Below are 21,019 nucleotides of genomic sequence, written 5' to 3' on the forward strand. Positions count from 1 at the left end.
GAAGGCCCCGGCCGGTAAACGGGGCGGCAGGGAAATCAACTGGTCGCGGACCTACTCTTGTGGTCCCCACCCCTTGGGGGGGGGCGCCTCGCGCTAACGGCCGACGCCCGGCGCCGCGGGGGGGGGGCGCGGGTCGTCCGTCCGGGGGAGGGTCAGCGGTCGAGCCGAAGCCGGGTGGCCAGTTCGCTGCGGGAGCTGACATCGAGCTTGCGGTAGATGCGGGTCAGTCGCTGTTCGATGGCGCTGACCGTGAGGAACATCTTCTCGGCGATCTCCCGGTTGGTGTGCCCCTGCGCGGCCAGCGCCGCCACCCGGGACTCGGTCTCGTTGAGTCCGGTGAGCAGGACGATCGCCTCGTCGCCGGGGTCGACGGTGCCGTTGCGGGCGGCCCGGGACGCGGGCCGCAGGACCGGAATGCCGCACTCCTCCGCGATGACCCGGGCGCACCGGGACACCTCACGCGCCTGCCGCAGGTCCCCCGCCTGCTGGTACGCGTGACCGAGGTCGGTGAGGGCGTGGGCCAGTTCCACCCGGTCACCGGACTGCCGCAGCAGCCGTACGGCGGCGCGCAGGTGCCGGATGCGGTCGGTGCCCTCCTCGACGGTGGCGAGCACCCGCAGCGCGGCCCCCCGGTGCCGGACCTGGTCCGGGCGCAGCCGGTCCAGCTCCTCCCGGACGAGCTTCTCGGCCTGCTCGCGGCGGCCCATGTGCCGCAGCGCGCGGGCCGCCTCGGTCCGCCAGGGAACGAGGGACGACAGGTCCAACCGCCACGACGTCATCAGCTGACCGCAGAGCTGGAAGTCCGCCAGTGCGACCTCGGGGTTGCCCGAGGCCAGCGCGTGCAGTCCACGGGCGTGCAGGTAGTGCAGGCCGAACGGGGTCTCGAACAGGGCCGGCGGCACCGGCGTCCGCAGGCAGGCGGCGGCCTCGTCCCACTCCTGGAGGCAGGTCAGCACCCGGAGCCGTACGGCGAGCGGCATGCCGATCATGACGCCCCACCCCTTCGGGGAGAGCCGGCTGAGGGCGACCTCGGCCAGCTCCCGCGCCCGGGTCAGGTCCCCGCGGCGGCCAGCCACCGCGGCGGCGAGGGCGGCGAGCAGCGCGCGCGGGGTGCGATGCCGGCCGGTGGCGCCGTGGTCCAACCGTTCACACCAGTCACCGGCGAGGTCGAGCCGGTCGGCGTAGATCAGCGCGATCACCGCGCAGACGGCGTTCCAGATGCTCGTCTCGTCGTCCAGGCGGAGCGTGGCGAGGACGTGGTCGGCGTCCTCGGCCGCGCTGGCGTCCCCCCGTTCCAGCACCGCGCCGAGCAGGGTGACACCCCGGAGCTGCCCTTTGACCCGGGCGAGGGTCAGCGGGTCCCGGCCCGCCGAGTGGGCGGTCGGGCCGCCGACCGGAGTCCCCGGGTAGAGAGTGGTCAGCCAGCTTCGCATGACGATCAGGTCGGTGGCGGACTGCGGGTCGTGACGGTCGGCGCGTTCCTCGAGATCCCGGACGAGTTCGAGCGCCCGGTCGGTCTGCCCGTGCCAGAGCAGGTACTGGACGGGACCTGCGGCCTGTCGGCTGCTGAGGTGCCCGGCCCGGACGGCGGTGGCGACACCGAGCAGGTGGGGAACGGCGGCCAGCGGATCGAGCCGCCACTCCGCGCGGGCGAGGAGCGAACGGATCCGCGCCCGGAGGCAGTCGTCGGTGGTGTCCCGGTTGGCCCGGCGCAGGTACTGTCGCGCCGCGTCGGCGTCACCGTCGGCGAGGGCCTGTTCTCCGGCGTCCAGCAGCACCTGGACCATCCAGGTCTGGTCGAGTTCGTCGACCTTGAGCAGGTGCGGGGCGATCCGTGCGGGTGGCGCGCCGTCGTCGTGGAGCAGGCAGGCGGTGGCCCGCTGCAACCGGCCGTGCTCCTCCGCCGTCATGCTGTCCAGCACCGCCCGGACGACGGCCGGATGCCGGAGTCCCTCCTCGGTGACCAGGCCCGCGCTGGTCGACGCGTCGACCGCACGGATGTCCAGCCCTCCGGGGAGGTCGAGGAGCAGGGGGAGCAGGGGGCTGTGCCCCGGCCCACCGACCACCGCGAGCACCCGGGCGGCCTTCAGGACGAGGTGCTCGCACCGGTAGAGGCAGCTCAGGACGGCCTCGCGGAAGGACTCCCCGGTCGCCGGTCGGTCGCCGTGCCCGCCGGTCAGATGGTCGTCGGCCAGAGCGTGCAGCAGCAGGGGATTGCCCCCGCTGATCAGGTGCGCCTCGTCGGTGATGCGGCGGGCCACCGGAACGCCGAGCCGGTCGGCCAGGAGGCGGTAGGTCCCGTCGGAGGAGAGCAGGGGCAACCGTATCCGGTGCGACCGCGCCGGCTGCATCAGTTCGGCGTGGATGGTGGGATGCCACGGCCGGGTGCGGTGGGCCTCGGTGAGGACGATCAGCACGGCCAGGCCGGTCACGCGCCGAGCCAGGTAGGCCAGGCAGCGCAGCGACGGACCGTCGGCGTGGTGCACGTCGTCGACCGCGACGACCAGGGGACCCTGTGCGGCGATCGCCACCAGCTCACCGCCGATCGCGGCGGTGAGCGGGGCGAGGGACTCCTCGCCGTCGTCGTGCGTCTCCGACCAGGCGAGGGAACCCCGGTCGAGCAGACGTCCGAGCCGGTCCCGGGTGGGGTCGTCCAGGGGTGCCCGGCGGACGAGCTGGCGGACGATCTCCAGCGGTACGGTGCGTTCGCTGCGGGAGGCGCTCGCGCCCAGGAAGCTGACGTCGGCCTCGGCGCACCGCCGGGCGAACGCCTGCAACAGGCTGGTCTTGCCGGTTCCGACGGGGCCGGTCACCACCGTCACCGGACCTGGCGTGGTGGAGGGGTGGTCGGCGCGCAGGAGATCGTTGAGCCGGTGCGTCAGGATGTCGAGCTGCCGGTCCCGCTCGGTCAGCGTCATCGGGCGGGTCCCGTGGTGGGCACGGTGACCGAGGTCGCCTGGTTGTCCATCCGCTGTGGTCTCCCATGTCACTCAACGAAGTCAGAGACCCACAAATCCTTGACCAATTCTGCTGCGAAGGCCGATGACGTTCGTGCGGCCTGCGCCTGAGCATTCCCTAATTCGGGAGCTGCTCGGGCGTGTCCCCGGCTATCGATCTCAGTGCATGGTGTGGAGTATGGCAGTCCAGCAATTGAGCGGCAAGTCGAACGATGTAAAGGATAGACAAACCTGGTCTGTCGCGCCACTGGCCGTACGGCGCGCCGCGCGGCCGGCAGCGTAACGTCATAGTGGCGATTCGGAGCGTGACATCGAGCATCCTTAGGTGGCTGGTCGGGGTGGTTTGGAGGCTACCCGCAATGTGTTTTCAGGGTACCGGCAATGCGTTTCGCGAACGCCTATGCCGCGTGCCGGAGCGCCGGGAGCGCTTCCGGGTCGGCGGTGTCGTCCGTCGGGGTCCGTCCCCGGTCGTCGGGCGTCGACGGATGTGGCGGTGTCGCGCGCTCCGTGCGGCGGAGGTTGCCCCGTGTGAGGTGCTGGCTGGTGGGGGGTCGGCCGTGGAGGTCGTCGCGCCATCCCGTGCCGCCGTGGTGGTCGGTTGTCACCGACGGTTCTGTGGTGGTCACCGAATGGAGCTGGTGGCCCCACGCCGACGTCCGGCCGCGTGCGGACGATGGGTGTCCGCGCTCCGGTGCGTCCACCGGGGCGATCCGGGCGCGCCCCGCCGCTGTTGCCGGGATCCGGTGTGCGGTATTGTTTCGTCGCCCGGTTCCGAGTCAAATTCGCGTTCCGAAATCTGTCGGCCCGTGATGTGCGGCGAAACCGTTCCCGAACCGGATCGTCATTCAGGTTGCCAAACCGTAATCAATGCCGATTGTGCGCGCCCGGCAACGGGATAGCGGATCCTCGGCCGCACTCCGCGCCGTGCCATTGTTTCCGTCCGGACTGTCCGAACCGTCGGTTCCGCCTCCCTAGCCGAGGAGCTATTGGTGGAAATAGGCGCACATCCGCATGATTATCCGCCCGTGGCGTCGCCTGCCCGCGTTCCGAACGGCGGTCGACCGCCCTCGGACGACGGCCGGCTCGTCGTCGACCGGGAGGTGGCAGCGTCCCGGCGGGGCCTCGCCTGTCCTGCGTACCGGGGTCGTTCCGGCACGGTCAGGGCCTTCTCCCGGACGTCCCGGCGGTCGGTCGGTCCCGACCAGCACAAAGATGATCATTAAGGGGTTGTTCCCGGCCGGCGCCGGGCAGCCCTCGGACGGTGGCGGCAGCCAGGGGAACGGACCGCCTCGATCGCGGGCGGCGCACCCCGCGTCGGACGGAAACGGGACCGGACACCTCCGGTCCACCCCGCCCACAGGCGACCAGGCTAGGGGTTGTCGGAGACCCGGGCGCAGCCTAATTTCGGGGCATCCGCTCCGATCGGGAGATGACCGGACAGCACGAGGCCCCCGCACACCCGGAGTACGAAGGGTTCCTGGCGCGATGCTCCAGCCACTGCCGAGACTCGTCGACGCCGCCGACAGGGGTTAACCCGGATGAATCTGCTGCCGGCGCTCCGTGGGTCCGGTGCCGACCGGGCCGACGCGCTTCGGGTCGCCGGCAGGACCCTGTCCAGTGAGCACCTCCAGGGCTGTGCCAACGCCGTCGCCGACCGGATCCGGGGCGCCCGGGCGGTGGCGGTGGACGCCACGCCGAGCCTCGAGGCGATGGTCGGCATGGTGGGAGCCCTTCAGGCCGGCGTACCGCTGGTGCCGGTGCCGCCGCTGGCTTCGGCCGAGGAGCGTCGACGCATCCTGCGCGAGTCGGGCGCGAGCCTGTTCCTCGGTGCCGCCGCCGACGACACGACCCTGCCCGTCGTCCCCGTCGACCTGCGACAACGCTCCTGGAACACCCAACCCGAGGCGGATCCGACCGCCGACGCGGTCGTCCTGTACACCGGTGGCACCGGCGGAACGTCACGCGGCGTACGCATCTCCCGTCGGGCGGTCGCGGCCGGACTGGACCTGCTCGCCGACGCGTGGCGGTGGAGCGCCGAGGACGTCCTCGTCCAGGGGGCACCGCTCTTCCGGGCCTACGGCCTCGTCGCCGGCCTGTTCGGCGCGCTGCGGGTGGGCGGCCGATTCGTCCATCTCGACCAGTTCCCGGCCACCGGCCCGGGCGGCACCATCTACCTTGCCGTACCCCACCAGTGGGCCCGGATCGCCCGGGACGTCCCGGCCGCCCGGGCGCTGGCCGGGGCGCGGATCCTGGTCTCCGGCGACGGGCCGCTGGCGCCGGCGGTGAACGAGCGGATCCGGTTGCTCACCTCGCACACCCTCATCCAGGGCTACGGCACCACCGAGACCCTCATCGCGGTGACCGGCCGCGCCGGCGTACGGGGTGTCCCCGGCACGGCCGGGACCCCCCTGCCCGGCGTGCAGACCCGCCTGCTCGGCGGGGACGGACGGCCGGTGCCCACCGACGGTGAGTCCGTCGGCGAACTGAGCATCCGAGGGCCGACCCTGTTCAGCGGGTACCTCGGCCAACCGGAGCAGACGGCCCCCGGCGACGGGTGGCACCTCACCGGAGACCTGGCCACCGTCGCCCCGGATGGCTGCCACCGGATCATCGGGCGACGCCGGGCCGACGTGGTGCACTGCCGCGACCGGCCGGTCCCCGCCCGCCAGGTCGAGGAGGTCCTGCTCACCCATCCCGGGGTCCACGACGCCGCCGTGGTGGGCATGCCACACCGTGCCCTCGGCGAGATGGTCGTCGCCTACGTCGTGGCGGCGGACGGACTCACCGCGCAGATGCTCATCGACCACGTCGGACGGATGCTGTCGGCCGCGCACCGGCCCCGTCGCGTGCACTTCGTCGCCGAACTGCCCCGCAGCGCCCAGGGCCGGGTCAGGAAATCCCTGCTGATCGCGCCCGGGTGAGTCACCGGAGCGTCCGGGCGATCCCGCTAACCCGTAGTCGACCCCTACGGCCACGTCGTACCCGCCGCTTCCGGGGTCGGCGCCGGACGGCGCGGCGCCTAGCATGCCGGGTGTGATCGAGCGGATCCTGCCCCCGGCCGTCGTGGTGGTCGAGTCCTTCACCGACCCCGCCGACCTGACCCTCCACCCCGACGAGGAGCCGCTGGTCGCGAACGCGGTGGAGAAACGCCGCCGGGAGTTCACCACGGTGCGGGACTGCGCCCGCCGCGCCATGGCCCAGCTGGGTCTCCCGCCGGCTGCGATCCTCTCCGGAGCGCGCGGCGCCCCCGTCTGGCCCGCCGGAGTGGTCGGCAGCATGACCCACTGCGACGGCTACCGGGGAGCGGTGCTCGCGCCCGCGACCTCGGTCGCCTCCGTCGGGGTCGACGCCGAACCGCACGCGGCGCTGCCCGACGGGGTGCTCGACGCGATCGCGCTGCCGGCCGAGCGGACACGTACGGCCGCGTTGCGCGCCGCCGACCCGACGGTGTGCTGGGACCGGCTGCTCTTCAGCGCCAAGGAGTCGGTCTACAAGGCCTGGTTCCCGCTGACCGGACGGTGGCTCGACTTCTCCGAGGCCGACATCGTGGTCGACCCGGACGGGACGTTCGCCGCCCGGCTGCTCGTGCCCGGCCCGGTGCTGGGCGGTACGGAGGTGGCCACCTTCCCCGGCCGGTTCCTCGTCGACGGCGGACTGGTCCTCACCGCCGTCACCCTCCCACCGGCCGGCTGACGACGCGCGTCCACCACAACCGCCACCACTGCCACCGCCGAGGGTCAGCCCTCGGTCAGCAGGTTCTTCTGCACCTTGCCCATCGCGTTGCGGGGAAGGTCGTCGACCAGGCGCACCAGCCGGGGCCGCTTGTGCACCGACAGCTGCCGGGCCACGAACTCGATCAGCTCGGCCTCCCGTACTCCGTCGCCCACCACGAACGCGGTCACCTGCTGGCCCAGGTCCGGGTGCGGGGTACCCACCACCGCGACCTCCCGGACACCGGGGTGGGCCAGGATGGCGTCCTCGACCTCACCGGCGCCGATCCGGTAGCCGCCGCTCTTGATCAGATCGGTGGCGGCCCGGCCGACGATCCGGTGCCAGCCGTCCGGGCCGATGGTGGCCACGTCGCCGGTGCGGAACCAGCCGTCCGACGTGCGGCTCGCCGCGTCGGCGTCCGGCCGGTGCAGGTACCCGTCGAAGAGGGTGGCCCCCCGGACCTGGAGTTCGCCCATGGCCGCCCCGTCGGTGGGTACGGCGTCGCCCCGTTCGTCCACCACGCGGGTGTGCACGCCCGGCAACGGCAGTCCCACGGTGCCCGCCCGACGTGGCCCGTCCGCCCGGGCGCTGACCGTGATCAGGGTTTCGGTCATGCCGTACCGTTCGACGACCCGGTGACCGGTCAGCCCGGCGAGGCCTCCGAAGACGCTCTCCGGCAGCGCGGCACTTCCCGACACCAGCAGCCGCGCCGGACGCAACGCCCGGGCCGCCGCCGGGTCCGCGGCGATCCGCGACCAGACGGTGGGTACGCCGAAGTAGAGCGAGCCGGCCGCCGCCGCGTACCGTTCGGGGCGGGGGCGACCGACGTGGTCCAGCCGGCTGCCCAGCCGGAGCGGGCCCAGCACACCGAGCACGAGACCGTGCACGTGGAACAGCGGCAGGCCGTGCACCAGCCGGTCGTCCGGCGTCCAGGCCCAGGCGTCGGCGAGCCCGTCGAGACAGGCGGCGACGGCCCGTCGGGAGAGCACCACGCCCTTGGGCGCGCCCGTGGTGCCGCTGGTGTAGAGGATCAGCGCGGTGGCCTCCGGCGCCGGCTCCGGATGACGGGTGTCCGAGCGTCGGGTGAGGTCGACAGGCACCGCCGGGGGACCCGGAACGGCCGTCGGATCGGTGGCGACCGGCCCGAGCAGGACCTCGGCCGCCGAATCCCGCAGGATGTGGTCGCGCTCCCGGGGCCCGGCGTCCGGCGGCACCGGTACGACCGCCGCCCCGGCCAGCAGGCCGCCCACCACGGCGACCACGGTCTCCAGGCTCGGTGTGGCCGTCACCGCCACCCGCCGGACGCCGCGCAGGTCGTCGGCGACTGCCGCGGCCTGTCGGCGCAGGTCCACCCAGGACACCGAGCGGCCGTCGACGCGGATCGCGTCCGGCCGCTCGTCGGCGGACTCGGACAGCCAGCTCAGCAGCGGCACGTTGGCGCTCCTTCTGCGCGGTCCACCCGGCGGCGTGCCGCCGGCCGGCGTGGGCACGGGCCCCGGTACGGTCGATGGGTGGCCGGGACGCCCCTCAGTGCGCGCCCGACCGGACGCCTGCGACCGTAGTCGGACCGCACGGGGCCGGCCACCCCTACCGGTTCGGGCGGCGCGGCGCGGTCGTGGTGAGGGAGGTGGCACCGGTGTCCGGAGCTGGAGACCCGGTGGGAGCCGACGTGGTGCGGGCGGCGCTCGTCCCCGGTGGGGTGCGCGCGGTCCTGCTCGACCTCGACGGTGTGCTCGTCGACAGCCTCGCCGTGGCCCGCACGGCGTTCGCGCTGGCGTACCGGGAGGTGGTCGGCGACGGTGCCGCCCCGGTCGACGAGTACTGCCGCCATCCGGGTCGCTACCTGCCCGAGGTGCTGCGGCTGATGGGCCTGCCGGCGGCGATGGTGGAGCCCTTCGTCCGGGAGAGCAACCGTCTGGCGCACCTGGTCACGCCGGTGCCCGGCGTGCCGGAACTCCTTCGCGAGCTGCGCGGACGCGGTGTCGGCCTGGCCGTCGCGACCGGTCGCAGCGGAGAGCGGGCCCGGCTCGTCCTGGACCTGGTCGGCCTGCTGCCCCTGGTGGACCACGTCGTCGGTGCCGACGAGGTGCCCCGGCCGAAGCCCGCCCCGGACATCGTCCGCCGGGCCCTCGACCTGCTGGACGTGCCACCCGACCGGGCGCTGATGGTCGGCGACGCCCCGGCCGACCTGGTCAGCGCCCGGAGCGCCGGGGTGCTCGCGGTCGCGGCGCTGTGGGGCGAGTCGGACGCGGAGACGCTGCGGGCCGCCGCCCCGGACGTCACCCTGTCCACGGTCGAGGAACTGGCGGCGTTCTGCCTCGGTGGCTGACCGGCAGGACGGACACTCTGCGTGAACCCGGGGAACCCCTGACGGGCCGGTTATTTCCGGGTCTACACCCCCAATTCATCGTCCGACGGGTTGATCACCGTCTCGGTTAGCCGGATGATGGGCGGCGTCGGCCCCCGAGGTCGACCTCGGACGTTTCACCCACCGACGCCGCGACGTCCCGAGGGTCCGCCCTCACGACGGCAGCCACACGTGACGGAGGACCACCCATGCCGGTCATCGAAGTCGAGCACCTGCACAAACGGTACGGCGACAAGGTCGCGGTCGAGGACGTCTCCTTCACCGTGGAGCAGGGCGAGATCTTCGGTGTGCTCGGTCCGAACGGCGCCGGCAAGACCACCACCGTCGAGTGCGTGCAGGGGTTGCGCCGCGCCGACGGGGGCCAGGTGCGTGTCCTCGGTCTCGACCCGGTGCGGGACCGCACCGAGGTGCGCCAGCGCGTCGGTGCCCAGTTGCAGGAGAGCCAGCTCCCCGACAAGCTGCGCGTGCGGGAGGCCCTGGACCTCTACCGGTCCTTCTACCGCAACAAGGCCGACATCGACGAACTCCTGGCGGACCTGGGCCTGACCAGCCAGCGCGACACCGCCTTCCACAAGCTCTCCGGCGGCCAGAAGCAGCGGCTCTCGGTGGCCCTGGCGCTGGTCGGCCAGCCGGAGATCGCGATCCTGGACGAGCTGACCACCGGGCTGGACCCGCAGGGCCGGCGGGACACCTGGGACCTGGTCGACCGGATCCGGGACCGGGGTGTGACGGTCGTGCTGGTCACGCACTTCATGGAGGAGGCGGAGCGGCTCTGCGACCGGCTCGCCGTGATCGACGCCGGTCGGGTCGTCGCCATCGACACCCCGTCCGGTCTGCTCGCCCGCGTCGGCTCGGAACACCGGGTGCACTTCCGTCCCCTCGATCCGCTCGACGAGGCCGCGCTCGACGCGTTGCCGGAGGTGACCGGCGTGCGTCGCAACGGCGACGAGGTGACCGTGACCGGCCCCGAAGGCGTGGCCCAGGCGGTGCTCTCGGCGCTGGCCGACCGGAAGGTCCGGTACGGCGGGCTGCGTGTGGAGCAGCCCACCCTGGACGACGCCTTCGTCTCCCTGACCGGTCGCTCCGTCCGGACCGGTGCCACCCAGACGATCGACGAGAGGTCATCGTGAACGCCCTGTCCAAGCTCGTCGCGGTCGAGGCCAAGCTGTTCCTGCGCGAGCCGGTGTCGTTGTTCTTCGTCTTCGCCCTGCCGCTGGGGCTGATGCTCGTGTTCGGGCTGCCCTCGCGTGGCTCGTCCGAGGGGGGCACCGGTCAGCACGGCGAGCTGACCTTCCTGCCGGCCCTCGCGCTCTCCCTGACCATCGGGATGCTCGCCCTGTTCACCCTGCCGATGGCGCTGGGTATCTACCGGGAGCGACGGGTGCTGCGGCGGCTCGCCACCACGCCGGTCAATCCGGCCCTGCTGCTCGTCGCACAGGTGGTGGTCAACCTGGCGATGGGCGTCGCCGGCGCGGTGGTGACCGCCATCGGCGTCCGGTTCCTGCTGGACCAGCCGGCCCCGGCCAACGTGCCGGGCTTCGTGCTGGCCTTCCTGCTCGGTGTGGCCTGTCTGTTCGGTCTGGGTCTGCTCATCGCCGCGCTCGCCCCGTCGGCCCGCGCGGCCCAGTCCATCGGCCCGACGCTCTTCTTCCCGTTGCTCTTCCTGGCCGGAGCCTGGTTGCCGCGCGACCAGATGCCGGACGTGCTGGCGAAAATCGGCGACTACTCGCCACTGGGGGCCACGGTGGACACGGTCGCTGCGGCGTGGGCGGGGGACGCCCCGGCCGTACCGCAGCTGGTGGCCCTGGCGGTGACCGCCGTGCTCGGTTGCCTGCTGGCGGTCCGCTTCTTCCGCTGGGAGTGAGGTGCGCGTGCCGCGCCGTCCGGTGGCCGGTGGCGGTCCCGCGCTGGTGGAACCCAAGCTAGGGGGCGACTAAGGGTTCTTGCCAAGTGTGACCTGGATTACGTTCGTGGCGGACGAGGGGCCGCTTCACCTGCGGCGGGACCACTGGTCCCGCCGCTTGCGTTTCCGGCCTCCCGGACGCTGCGGCCCTCTCGTCACACACGCGCCGCAGCAGGAACCGGCGCATGGCGAGGCGGAACGACGAGCGACGGAGGTCGTGCGATGACAGGTTCTTTCGATCCCGCCCCGACAGTCCGGACGGTGGATCCCGTCGTCAACGGTGACGACCGGATCGCCTCCTCAGCACAGGTACGGACCGACATCGGCCGGGAGGCCGGCGGTATCGTCGACGCGGTTCTGGAGGGTGGGCCGACCACTCTGCCGGCCGAACTGCGCAGCCACCGTGTCCCCCTGGTGGAGCACAAGATCAAGGTACGTCACCACGGAGGGTACGAGCACTTCGAGCGGGACATCGCAGGCGTCGCCGACGGCACGCCGCTGGTCTTCCGCTGGAGTGGCCGTACCCGGATCGCCGAGTAGCCGAGGGCAGGTGGTCGCGTCCAGGATCCGGTGTCCGGCGGGGACCGTCCCGGGTCGCGTCGCCGGCACCGGATCCGGCGGATGAGGCTGAGGGAGGACGATCTCCGCCGGGCTTCTCAGCCCGGTTGCGCGGTGGCCCGGGCGGCCCGACCGGCCGCGCCCGCCGCGAGCACGAGGAGGACCGACTCCACCGTCAGACCGGCCATCCCCACCAGGACGGCCCAGGGCACGCCGGCCGCGACGTGGGTCGCCACGGCCAGCACGACCGCGACGACGGCGACCCACACGGTCCTGGTCACCATGGGCAGGGCCGCGGCGTGACCGGCCTGCCACGCCGCGTCGGAGACCTGGGTGTCCCGGGTACGGATCCCGACCGCGCCGTTGCGCTCCAGCCGGCCGGTCGCGCCGGCGCGGGTCACCGCCACGCACACCAGGGGAACCGCCACCACGCCGAACAGGAGAGGCACCAGGCCCACGATCCCGGAGTCCATCGGCGTTTCCTCCCAGGTCGTCACGTGGGGCGGGACGCGTCCACGGTACGACGTGCCCTCACCTGCCGAAGGTGCGGGTCAGGCCCCCGCTGTTGCGCCGGTGCCGCCAGTACATGTCCCGCCGGGCGCCCTTGGGGAAACCGGGCTGCCACGGCTTGACCGGTCCGGCCATGTGGAGGATGGCCGAGTCGCTGAGCTTGCCGCCGAACTCCGGCTCCAGCCGCCAGGCCATCAGGTCGTTCCACCGGTGGGGCAGGCGCAGCCAGTTGTCGTAGGTGGCGAAGTTCAGGGCGTCCTGGTCCGGGTAGCGCGACTCGTGCGCGTGGCGGACGAGATAGGCCAGCGACTTCTCGCTGACCTCGCACTCCTTCCACCGGGGGACGTCGATCAGCAGCACCCCGGAGTTGAAGTAGTGCCCCCGGGGGTCGAGGTTCTCGTACGACGACAGGCCCGGGATGCCGCCCATGTCGTAGAGCCGGCGGTTGAACGGGTCGCGGACCGCGCCGAGCGGGACGCCACCCATGTCCAGCTCGAACAGGGGTTTGATGCTGTTCGTGCACAGGGTGTCGCAGTCGAGGTAGAGCAGCCGGTCCACCTCCTGCGGCAGCGCGGCGGGCACCAGCAGGCGTAGGTACATCGCCGGGGAGAGGTACGCCATCACCGGGTCGTTCCCCTTGGGCAGGTCGACCGAGGAGGTGTCCACCTTCAGGTACTCGACCGAGGCGTGCGGTCCCGCCGCCCGGGTCAGAGCGGCCCGGGAGGAGGCCGACACGTCGTCCGCGGCGATCAGCCAGTACCGGAGCCGCTCGCCCGGGTTCGACTCGGCGACGGTCGACACGACGACCGCGGCGTGCGCCGCGTACGCGGCGTCAAAGGTCAGGGTGAGGTCCACGGCCGCTCTCCTCCGCACAGGTTGCGCAAAACTCGGAGAAATTAGCCCGAAAATTGCGAAAGAGGCAAGGCTTCGCGATTCTTCTAGGGGTTCGGAAATCCACCCCCAGAAGAAACCCTACAATTCGGCTCCATCACTGGACACCGCCGTCTGGACCATGCGGTCGCGGTCGCGCGAGCCCACTCCGGGCAGCCGGTTGGGCGGTCGTAGTTGCTCGTGGTCGTGCCGCGACCGTCGTCGGCGCTGGTGGGAGGCTCCGGCGGGCCCGTCGCCCCTGCACGGTACGGCAGGCTCATCCACCGTGGGGCCTTCGTGGCGCGGTTTCCCGACCGGTCGCGGAATACGTCCGGAAGGCTGTTCCGGAAGATCCAGACGGTCGATTCGGTGCCGTTCTCCGGCATGACCGCCGGCGCCTGCTGGTCAACAGGGTGTTGCTGCGGCTGCTGCCGCCGCGAGCTGCGGAGACCGTCAGGACAGCGTCCCCAGCACGGCTGCCGCCGCGTCCGCGTTGGTGACCCGCCCGGCCATGGCCCGGCGGATCCGCTCGGCCGCGGCGAAGGCACCCGACGGGTCGCGCAGGACCCGGGTGGTGTGGGCCGCCCAGAGCCGGGTGGTGGCCCCGTCGTCGGTGTCGATCGGCAGCACGGCCAGCGCCGCGTCGTCCGGCGGCAGCACCTCGCGCAGCAGCATCCCCAGCCCGCTTTTCGCGCTGACCAGTAGCGGGGTGCCGGCGACGACGGCCTCCAGACCGACCAGGCCGAAGCCCTCGGCCCGGGAGGGCATGAGCACCAGACTGGCCCGGCGCAGGTCGTCGCGGACGTCGGCGGTGTCGGTGGAGTAGGTCCGGGGAGTGACCTGCAACCCGGGCCGGTCCGCCCACCGCAGGACCGTCTCCCGTAGCCGGCCGTGTTCGGTCGGCGGCACGCCGCGCAGCAGCAGTTCGATTTCGGTGCCGCCCGGACTCAGCAGCTCCACGGCGGCCCCCACCGCCCGGGCCGCCAGGTCGAGGCCCTTGACCTGCCAGTCGTCGAGCCGCCCGGAGAGCATGACCTGGCGCTGGTGCCAGCGGGGCGGCGTCCGGGGGGTGTCGTCGTCGAGGTCGAAGCCCGGGTCGATCCGTCCCGGAGCGGCGACGTCGGGATGGACGGACAGGTCCCGCTCGAGCAGACCGTGCAGCAGCGGACCCACCCCGAAGGCCCGGGTCGCGGTGCGGGCCAGCTCGATGTCCTCCTTCCAGCGCCGCTCGGCGATGGCGCCGGAGTCGGAACGGTCACCGCGCTGCCACTCGATGTGGTCCGACCAGGTGTGCACGACGTGCGCACGGGCCGCCGAGCGGAAGTGGTCCTCGACCAGGATCCGGGCGTGCATACCGGTGATCCGGCCGTGTCCCACGACGAGGTCCGGCTCCCAGCCGTCGGGCAGGGGCGGCCGGCGGAGCAGCGCGTCCCGTGCGGCGCTGTCGGCCGCCGCCGGGGGAGCGGCCACCAGGGTGACGCCCACCGCCCGGGCGTGGGCGGTCTCCTCCGGTGCGGGCCGGAGGACGACGCAGACGACGTCCGCGCCGGCACGGACGAGCGCGGCGCACAGAGCGCGGTTGAACGTGCTCAGTCCGCCCTTGGCCGAGAACCAGTGGGTGTCCAGCGTCAACACCCGTGGCGACGAGCTCCCGGTGGGGCCGGCCGCCGCCTCCTCCGGCTCCGGGCCCCATCCGTTCCCGGTCCACCCCACCGGGCCGGTGGTGGCGGTGGGCAGGGCGGCGGCGAGCAGTCGGACCGCCGTTTCGGGATCGCGCGCCCGGACCCGGACCACCTGGTCGGTGGCACGCAGTTCCACCTCGACGAAACCCGACTCGGCCGTGGCGACCAGCCAGTCCCGGACGATCCGGGTGACCCCGGCGACGACCTCCGTGCCCGCTGCGGTGAGGTCGTCGAGGAGGGTGACCACCGCCACCGGGGCGAACCGTTCCCACCGGGGACCCCGGTCACCCAGGTCGAGCCCGGTCCGTGCCGACAGCCCCAGGTGCTCCAGCCGGGACGTGAGCTGCGCCCGCGCGGAGTCGTCGACGTCTTCGACGAACTTGACGACCGCCTGCCCGGGGGCTGAGTGTGTCATGGCGACCATGATGACAGTCCACAGTCGATGGTGGGAGTGGATGGTGACACGGTGAGCCCTCCCGGACGGTCGGACCTCCTCGACCACCTCGTCGATCCCGTGGCCGCGTTCCCGTCGGACCATCCCCGCCGGTCCGCCGCCGTGCGCCTGCACGCGGAGCGCGACTGGCCGCTCCTGGCCGACCTCTACCAGCAGCAGTCGGAGGCGGCCTGGCGGGAACACCACCGGGCCCTGACGCTCCGGCTCCTGCTGGCCGAGAGTCGGGTGGCACTGCGGATGGACGACCGGCGACGGTTCCACGAGGTGGTCCTCATCCTCGGCCAGAGGCACCGGCTGACCGGGGGATCCACCGCGGCCGAGGCGTGGAACCACGTCCTGCTGCGGGAACCCCTCGGTGCCGACACCGCCCGGTTCCACGCCCACGCGTGGCGGGAGGTGGCGGCCCTGCGGGAGCTGACCCGCCGGTACGACGAGGGTCTGTCCTGTTGCGAGCGGGCCCTCGCGGTGTGCCGCCGGTACGCTGACGCGCCCGGTGTCGCCGGGCGACACGTGCGGGCCCTGATGCAGACGGCGGCGATCCGACGACTCCGGGGCGAGTTGATGATCGCCCGGGAGCTCCTGCGCGAGGCCCACGAGCTTGCCGAGACCCTGGACGTCGACCCGTTCACCCGGGGGCTGGTCGCGCTCCGGGAGGGTGGTCTGGAGATCGTCCTCGGGAGGCCGGAGGTGGCGCTCGCCGCGTACCGGCGTGCCGCGACAGCGTTCGAGGGGGTGAGCGAGAACAACCTCCTGTACACGCGGTTACGCGAGGTCGCGGCGTTGCGCGAGCTGGGGCGGTTCGACGGCGCACTGCGGATCACCGGCGACCTGGCCGACCGGTTCCGGGCCCGTGGCGACGCGTACCGGCTCGGTCAGGTCCTGCTGGAGCGGGCCGAGGTCCTGCAGAGCCTGGGGGACACGGCCGCCGTCGCGGCCACCCTGGAGGAGACGAGGTCGTACTACGAGCGGGTCGACACGCTGGAGGCGCTGCGCTGGCACCGGCACGTCGCCCGCACCCTGATCGCCTCGGGTGGTGACGGGGTGACCGCCGCCGGGCATCTGGCCCTGGTGCTCGACCGGGCCGGCCGACCGGGCGGGCGGGACCTCAACCGGACCATGCTCGCGCTCCACGACCTGCACCGGATCCCGGAGACCGACGTCCTGTCGCCGTCGCTGCGGCACGCGGCGGGGCGGGGCGCGCTGCTCGCCGCCGACCTGCAACGTGACTCACTGCACGAACCGGACGTGCGGTGGGCGAACCATGCCCGTCGGGAGGAGGTGTACCAGGCGGCGGTGCTGGCCCACACCGTCCTGGACGAGCCGGAGAGCACCGCGCGGATCGCCGAGACGGGCCGTGCCGACCTGCTGAACCAGCTGCTCGTCACCCGCTCCGGCGGGTCGGCCGGCACCATCGCCGAGTCCCGGATCGACGTGCCGCCCGCCGATCCCGGACTGGCCGACGAGGTCTTCGGGGTGGCCCGGCTCGCCGCCGGGTCGATCCGTTCCGGACGGGCACCCGACCGGGTGACGCCGCCGCCGCTGCCGGGTCGCCTGCCGTCCCCGGCCGTGCTCGACACGATGGCCGACGTCGTGGTGGTCGTCAACCTGGGTAGGGGCCCCGACGGCTGGTGGTCGTCGGTGCTGACCCGGCCCCGGCACGGTGCGTGGCGGGCGGCGTTGCGCAGCGCCTCCCCGGAGCTGGCATCCCGGCTCGACAGCCTGGTCGCCGGCGTCCAACTGCCGCCCCGGGGCGTGCCCCGGAGAGTGTGGGCGGAACTCGGCGCGTTCCTGCTGCCCGATCCGGCCATCTGGGCCGGGTCACCGGAGCGACCCCGATCGGTGGCGATCGCCCCGGACCCACGGCTGTGGCATCTGCCGCACGTGGCGCTGCTCCGGGACGGCGTGTACCTCTGTGACGTGGCCGAGGTGAGTCTGACGCCGAGCCTGCGGACGCTGGAACTGCTGCTGGCCCGCCCGGCGTCCGCCGACCCCGGCACGGCGCCGGTCGGTCCGGCGGTGAGTCTGCTCGACCGTGGTCTGGGCGGCCACCTGGTGGAGCGGGCCGCCCTCGACGACTGGCCCGGGGACCACCGTGCGGTCGGCGGGCTGCCGGAGGTCGACGAGGTGGCGGATCCCGCGCTGCTGTACGTCTCGGGGCACGGCGACCGCGCGGGTGCCGCCACCCTGCTGGGGCCGGACGGTGTCACGATGGACGCCCTCGCCCCCCGGCGGATGCCGCCGCTGGTGGTCCTGAACGGCTGCTGGAGCGGCACGGCGTCCAGCCGGTACGGTCACGACCCGCTGAGCCTGGCCGTGGGCGCGCTGCTCGGTGGCGCCGACACGGTGGTCGCCGGCATCGCGAAGATCGGCAGCGTGGCGTCGGCGCACGTCGGCGCGCGACTCGTCGGGCAGGTCGGGCGGGGTGTTCCGGTGATCACGGCACTGCGGCACGCGCAGCGGGAGATCCGTGCGGAATATCCCGACCTCGGACCGTTCGAGTGGGCCGGGCTGTGCGGCGTGGGCGCCGGCAGGTGATCCTCCGGTCGCCGTTTCCCGTCGGTCTCCACGGTGTTTCCTCGCCCGCGCGAACTGGATACTACGGTCCGTGGTGATCGCGTCACCCCCGGGGGAGACTGGACGTGTGGAATGGATCCCGGTTGTCGGTGTGGTCTGCGGGGCGGTCATCGCCCTGGCCAGCGCCCTGACGGTGGAGGCGCAGCACAATCGCGCCCAGCGTCGCCAGCATCGTGAGGCGGAGCGGGTTCGCTACTGCCTGGAGTTCGCCCTGGCGCTCGACTCGGCGCACAGCGGGTTGCGCGAGGTCGCCCAGGACCACGACGATCCCCGGGACCGGCTCCGGCCCGCGAACCGGGCGGTCCACCGGGCGGGTGTCTTCGCCGCCCGGGAGCGGCTGCTCGTGGCCGGCACGGTGGATCTCGTCAAGACCGGGGAACTGGCCTACGACCGGCTGATCGCCGTCCGCAACGCGGTGCGGTCGGGTGCGACCCTCCAGTCGAGGGAGTACCACCAGGCATACCACGCGTTCGCCGAGGCGATCTGGCAGCTCAGGATGGCGGCGCGCGCGGATCTCGACCAGGCCGTGCTGGAGCCGGCGGACCTGGACCGCCGGAGCTGGTCGGAGCGGGAGGGCTGCCACCGGTGCCTCGAACCGGCGTCCCGGGAGCCCGACCCGTCACCGGCCTGAGGCACCCCGTACCCCCGCAGGGAGCCGGTGTGGTTCTCCAGCCGGTGGATCGTCCGGCGGATCTCGTCGGCGTACGGGGATCCGGTGATGGCGGTGGTGATCGGCAGGTCGGTGGAGACGTGTTTCCTGTGGCCTGGCGCAACGGGAAACAGCACCGTGCTCGGGCACCCGGAGGATCATCCGCAGCGACGGCGACGTCAGCGCCCGCACGGGTGCTGGCGTCGCCGTCGGCGGGGCGTCGGTCAGCCCCGGGCCTCCCGCTTGGCCATCTGCGGTTCGGCACCCCGCCCGACCTTGCGCAGAGCCTCGCGCAGCTGATGCTCGGTCATCTTGGAGTTCCCCTCGATGCCGGCCTGATGGGCCTGACGGCGCAGGTCGTGGATTTGCTCCCGGTCTGCCATGTCAACCTCCCCGTGTCCCGTTCCCGGCCCGAGAGCGGCTCGGACCGTCTGCCGCTGGCTTCCCGGGCCCGGGGCCGGCAAACCGTCGTCCCGGTGGTCTGCCGGGCGGCTGCCCCGTCACTGTTCGTCGTCGACGACGTCGGTCTGGTCGTCGTGGGTGACGGTGGCCGGAAGATGCTCGTCCGGCTGGGACGCCTGTGCGGTGGTGTGGTGGGGGTCCCCGTCGGGGGAGTACAGCACCCGGTCGGTCTTCGGGGTCTTCCCCTGACCCTCCTCCGGCTCGGTCACGTCCGGTCCCCCTGTCTGTCGGCGGCGACCTCGCCGCTGGGCCCTGTCTCGCGGATCTTGTCGCCGGGTGCCGGCGGGGCCGTCAGTCCGGCAGCAGGCGACGCAGGACACCCCTGGCGGTGGCGACGCTGCGGTAGGACTGCACGAGATACGAGCCGAGCACGATGTTCGCGCCGGCCAGCGCGGGTACCGCGTACTGGGCGACGCGCTGCCGGCGTTGCCATACCGCGATCTCCTCGGGGGTGCCCGTGGTGGGCAGGGTGGCGTCCTTGACGTCCACCTGGCTGCCGCGCTGCCGGGCCGCCTCGGCGAGTTGCCCGATACGGGTGCCGCAGTAGGCGGCGTAGCCGGTGGCGGCCGCCCCCAGCACCGCTGTGCCCGCCTTCGCCATCCCGACGGACGCGAAACCCTTCTGCAGCGCCATCCGACGACCACCGGTGCGGGCGAGGTAGAGCCCGGCGAGCAGGGTCGCGCCGATGCCCGCCCATTGGACGGGACCGAACCGGCTCCACGCCGACTCCGCCACCCGGATGCGGTCGATGCCCTGCGCCAGGTCGCTGCCGGACTTGTTCACCCCGGCGACGCCCATGACGGTGCCGCCGAACCACAACGCCGATCCGACGTCGTGGACCGCCTGGGCGACAGCGTGGTTGTCGGTCACTGTCATCTGCATGGTCTGACTCCTCCGCCCGTTGGCGACACTGGTGCCGATGACCTCACCGTAAGGCGAGGAAGCCGGTCTCCTCCCGCGTTTGGCGTGAACGAACCGCCTCGGGTGCCCCTGCCGGGGCCACCGGTCGTGATCCGTCGTCAAACCTCGTCGGATGGAGGGCCGGCCATCCCGCCGGTGGACCGGGGAGCCACCGGCGAACATGGCGGGTATGGGCCTACGCCGGACCGGGAAGTGGGGGCAGGACCTGCTGCACCGTCGGGAGGACGTGCGGCAGGCCAACTTCCTGGAACTCTTCGTCGACCTGGTGCTGGTCTTCGCCCTTTCCGGGGTGGTCAACCGGGTCGTCCAGGACATCACCGACGACGAGGCGCTCGTGCGGATACGGTCGCTGGGCTACCTGCTGATCCTGGCGCTGCCGCTGATCTGGCTGTGGGTCACCACCGCGCACATCACCAGCTGGTTCGACCCCCGCCGCCGCAGGATCCAGGCGATGGTGCTGGCCAGCGCCTTCGGGTTGCTGGTCATGTCGTCGTCCCTGCCGGCCGCGTTCAGCGGACGGGAGTGGGCGTTCGTGCTGCCGTACGTGATCCTGCGCATCGTACGGCCGCTCATCCTGATTCCCGCGCTGCGCGGGCTCGCGCTGCGGGACCTCTACGTGCGGTCGGTGGTGTGGTGCGCGATGTCCGGGGTGATCTGGCTGGCCGGTGTGACCGTCACCGGTGGGGCACGGGCCGCCGTCTGGGGGGTCGCCATCACGGTGGACCTCGTCGCGGCACAGGTGCGTTGGCCGTTGCCGGGCATGCGGCGCCCGCCGGTCAGCGCGTGGGCGATGGACAGCGGCTACCACCTTCCCGAGCGCTACCAGCAGCTGTTGCTGATCGCCCTCGGCGAGAGCGTGCTGGCCGCCGGTATCACCTTCACCAACCAGCGTCTCGATCTACCGACCTGGACGGCGCTGGTGGTGGCCTTCCTGTCGACGGTGCTGTTGTGGCGGATCTACTTCTACCGCTCCGGAGAGGTGCTCGCCGAGGCGGTCACCGCGTCCGGCGACCGCCTCGCGGCCGGTCGGGCCACCGGGGTGGCGCACCTGGTGATGGTGGTCGGCATCGTCGCCATCGCGGTCGGCTTCGAGGTTGCCCTGAAGCATCCGGGCGGTCGGCCCGAGCCGTCCTGGCTGGCGGTGATCCTCGGCGGGCCCGCCCTCTTCCTCTACGGCCGTATCCGGCTGGAACGCGTCGTGTTCGACCGGCTGTCCATGCGCCGGGTCGTCGCCATCGTCGTCCTGGCGGTGGTGGCCCTGCCCCTCGCCTTCGCCCCGCCGCTGGCCGCCTCGGTGGTCGCGGCGATCGTGCTGCTCGGCGTCGCGGTCGCCGACGCCCGGCACGCCGCCGGTCGTCCCGCCGAGGCACCCTCGCCGGCCCACTGACCACCGGACCCCG

Annotated in this window: 17 protein-coding genes; 9 read left to right on the forward strand and 8 right to left on the reverse strand. The window is 72.9% G+C overall.

All coding sequences use genetic code 11. The features are described 5' to 3' along the window. Positions 1-152: 152 nt before the first annotated feature. Positions 153-2,918, reverse strand: coding sequence for an AAA family ATPase (locus tag ACIBJE_RS20175; RefSeq protein WP_396750453.1), 2,766 nt, complete (start codon positions 2,916-2,918; stop codon positions 153-155). 1,577 nt (positions 2,919-4,495) lie between these two features. On the opposite strand from ACIBJE_RS20175, the gene ACIBJE_RS20180 reads away from it, so the two are divergent. After that, positions 4,496-5,878, forward strand: coding sequence for an AMP-binding protein (locus ACIBJE_RS20180; protein ID WP_396750455.1), 1,383 nt, complete (start codon positions 4,496-4,498; stop codon positions 5,876-5,878). A gap of 112 nt (positions 5,879-5,990) precedes the next feature. Next, positions 5,991-6,650, forward strand: coding sequence for a 4'-phosphopantetheinyl transferase (locus tag ACIBJE_RS20185; protein WP_396750457.1), 660 nt, complete (start codon positions 5,991-5,993; stop codon positions 6,648-6,650). Between the two features lie 44 nt (positions 6,651-6,694). Here the strand turns inward: ACIBJE_RS20185 and ACIBJE_RS20190 are convergent, their stop codons facing one another. After that, entirely contained in the window at positions 6,695-8,101 is a 1,407-nt protein-coding gene (locus tag ACIBJE_RS20190; protein WP_396750459.1) for an acyl-CoA synthetase, read from the reverse strand. A gap of 224 nt (positions 8,102-8,325) precedes the next feature. Between ACIBJE_RS20190 and ACIBJE_RS20195 the strand changes: the two genes are divergently transcribed. The 4 genes from ACIBJE_RS20195 to ACIBJE_RS20210 all read left to right on the forward strand — a co-directional run bounded on the left by ACIBJE_RS20195 (position 8,326) and on the right by ACIBJE_RS20210 (position 11,479). After that, a complete protein-coding gene (locus ACIBJE_RS20195) occupies positions 8,326-8,997 on the forward strand; it encodes an HAD-IA family hydrolase (protein WP_396750724.1) in 672 nt (223 codons plus the stop codon). A gap of 227 nt (positions 8,998-9,224) precedes the next feature. Then, positions 9,225-10,166, forward strand: a complete 942-nt coding sequence (locus ACIBJE_RS20200; protein WP_396750461.1) for an ATP-binding cassette domain-containing protein — start codon at positions 9,225-9,227, stop codon at positions 10,164-10,166. Then, positions 10,163-10,900: an ABC transporter permease gene (locus ACIBJE_RS20205; RefSeq protein ID WP_396750463.1), complete on the forward strand. Its 738-nt coding sequence runs from the start codon at positions 10,163-10,165 to the stop codon at positions 10,898-10,900. The genes ACIBJE_RS20200 and ACIBJE_RS20205 overlap by 4 nt, the downstream gene beginning before the upstream one ends. Before the next feature lie 300 nt (positions 10,901-11,200). Then, entirely contained in the window at positions 11,201-11,479 is a 279-nt protein-coding gene (locus ACIBJE_RS20210) for a DUF5988 family protein (protein ID WP_396750465.1), read from the forward strand. A 116-nt stretch (positions 11,480-11,595) separates the two neighbouring features. Here ACIBJE_RS20210 and ACIBJE_RS20215 read toward each other — a convergent pair whose 3' ends face one another. The 3 genes from ACIBJE_RS20215 to ACIBJE_RS20225 all read right to left on the reverse strand — a co-directional run bounded on the left by ACIBJE_RS20215 (position 11,596) and on the right by ACIBJE_RS20225 (position 14,974). Next, on the reverse strand, positions 11,596-11,970 hold the full coding sequence (locus tag ACIBJE_RS20215; protein WP_396750467.1) for an SdpI family protein: 375 nt from the start codon (positions 11,968-11,970) through the stop codon (positions 11,596-11,598). 58 nt (positions 11,971-12,028) lie between these two features. Beyond that, complete coding sequence (locus ACIBJE_RS20220; protein ID WP_396750469.1) at positions 12,029-12,862, reverse strand: glycosyltransferase family 8 protein; 834 nt, start codon at positions 12,860-12,862, stop codon at positions 12,029-12,031. Between the two features lie 468 nt (positions 12,863-13,330). After that, positions 13,331-14,974, reverse strand: a complete 1,644-nt coding sequence (locus ACIBJE_RS20225; protein WP_396750471.1) for a glycosyltransferase family 4 protein — start codon at positions 14,972-14,974, stop codon at positions 13,331-13,333. Positions 14,975-15,025: 51 nt separating this feature from the next. Here ACIBJE_RS20225 and ACIBJE_RS20230 point away from each other — a divergent pair, with 51 nt between their 5' ends. Continuing rightward, positions 15,026-17,548 (forward strand): CHAT domain-containing protein, encoded by a 2,523-nt coding sequence (locus ACIBJE_RS20230; protein ID WP_396750473.1) that lies wholly within the window; start codon positions 15,026-15,028, stop codon positions 17,546-17,548. Positions 17,549-17,654: 106 nt separating this feature from the next. Further along, positions 17,655-18,218 carry a hypothetical protein gene (locus ACIBJE_RS20235; RefSeq protein WP_396750475.1) on the forward strand — a complete coding sequence of 188 codons (564 nt, stop codon included), beginning with the start codon at positions 17,655-17,657 and terminating at the stop codon, positions 18,216-18,218. A 242-nt stretch (positions 18,219-18,460) separates the two neighbouring features. On the opposite strand, the gene ACIBJE_RS20240 is transcribed toward ACIBJE_RS20235, so the two are convergent. The 3 genes from ACIBJE_RS20240 to ACIBJE_RS20250 form a co-directional block, all read right to left on the reverse strand. Beyond that, a complete protein-coding gene (locus ACIBJE_RS20240; RefSeq protein ID WP_396750477.1) occupies positions 18,461-18,619 on the reverse strand; it encodes a hypothetical protein in 159 nt (52 codons plus the stop codon). A 117-nt stretch (positions 18,620-18,736) separates the two neighbouring features. Then, positions 18,737-18,907, reverse strand: a complete 171-nt coding sequence (locus ACIBJE_RS20245; protein WP_396750479.1) for a hypothetical protein — start codon at positions 18,905-18,907, stop codon at positions 18,737-18,739. Positions 18,908-18,989: 82 nt separating this feature from the next. Then, the gene (locus ACIBJE_RS20250; protein ID WP_396750481.1) at positions 18,990-19,580 is read right to left on the reverse strand and encodes a hypothetical protein; all 591 of its coding nucleotides are present in this window, start codon (positions 19,578-19,580) and stop codon (positions 18,990-18,992) included. A 208-nt stretch (positions 19,581-19,788) separates the two neighbouring features. Between ACIBJE_RS20250 and ACIBJE_RS20255 the strand changes: the two genes are divergently transcribed. Beyond that, positions 19,789-21,006 carry a low temperature requirement protein A gene (locus ACIBJE_RS20255; RefSeq protein WP_396750483.1) on the forward strand — a complete coding sequence of 406 codons (1,218 nt, stop codon included), beginning with the start codon at positions 19,789-19,791 and terminating at the stop codon, positions 21,004-21,006. Positions 21,007-21,019: the final 13 nt, after the last annotated feature.

It is taken from the genome of Micromonospora sp. NPDC050187 (assembly GCF_044459745.1).
GTDB lineage: Bacteria > Actinomycetota > Actinomycetes > Mycobacteriales > Micromonosporaceae > Micromonospora.

Excerpts from the sequence above, each read along its gene's own strand:
- ACIBJE_RS20175 (WP_396750453.1), bottom strand. The coding sequence starts at position 2,918 with ATGACGCTGACCGAGCGGGACCGGCAGCTCGACATCCTGACGCACCGG.
- ACIBJE_RS20200 (WP_396750461.1), top strand. The coding sequence starts at position 9,225 with ATGCCGGTCATCGAAGTCGAGCACCTGCACAAACGGTACGGCGACAAG.
- ACIBJE_RS20215 (WP_396750467.1), bottom strand. The coding sequence starts at position 11,970 with ATGGACTCCGGGATCGTGGGCCTGGTGCCTCTCCTGTTCGGCGTGGTG.
- ACIBJE_RS20240 (WP_396750477.1), bottom strand. The coding sequence starts at position 18,619 with ATGGCAGACCGGGAGCAAATCCACGACCTGCGCCGTCAGGCCCATCAG.
- ACIBJE_RS20250 (WP_396750481.1), bottom strand. The coding sequence starts at position 19,580 with ATGCAGATGACAGTGACCGACAACCACGCTGTCGCCCAGGCGGTCCAC.
- ACIBJE_RS20225 (WP_396750471.1), bottom strand. The coding sequence starts at position 14,974 with ATGACACACTCAGCCCCCGGGCAGGCGGTCGTCAAGTTCGTCGAAGAC.
- ACIBJE_RS20180 (WP_396750455.1), top strand. The coding sequence starts at position 4,496 with ATGAATCTGCTGCCGGCGCTCCGTGGGTCCGGTGCCGACCGGGCCGAC.
- ACIBJE_RS20255 (WP_396750483.1), top strand. The coding sequence starts at position 19,789 with ATGGGCCTACGCCGGACCGGGAAGTGGGGGCAGGACCTGCTGCACCGT.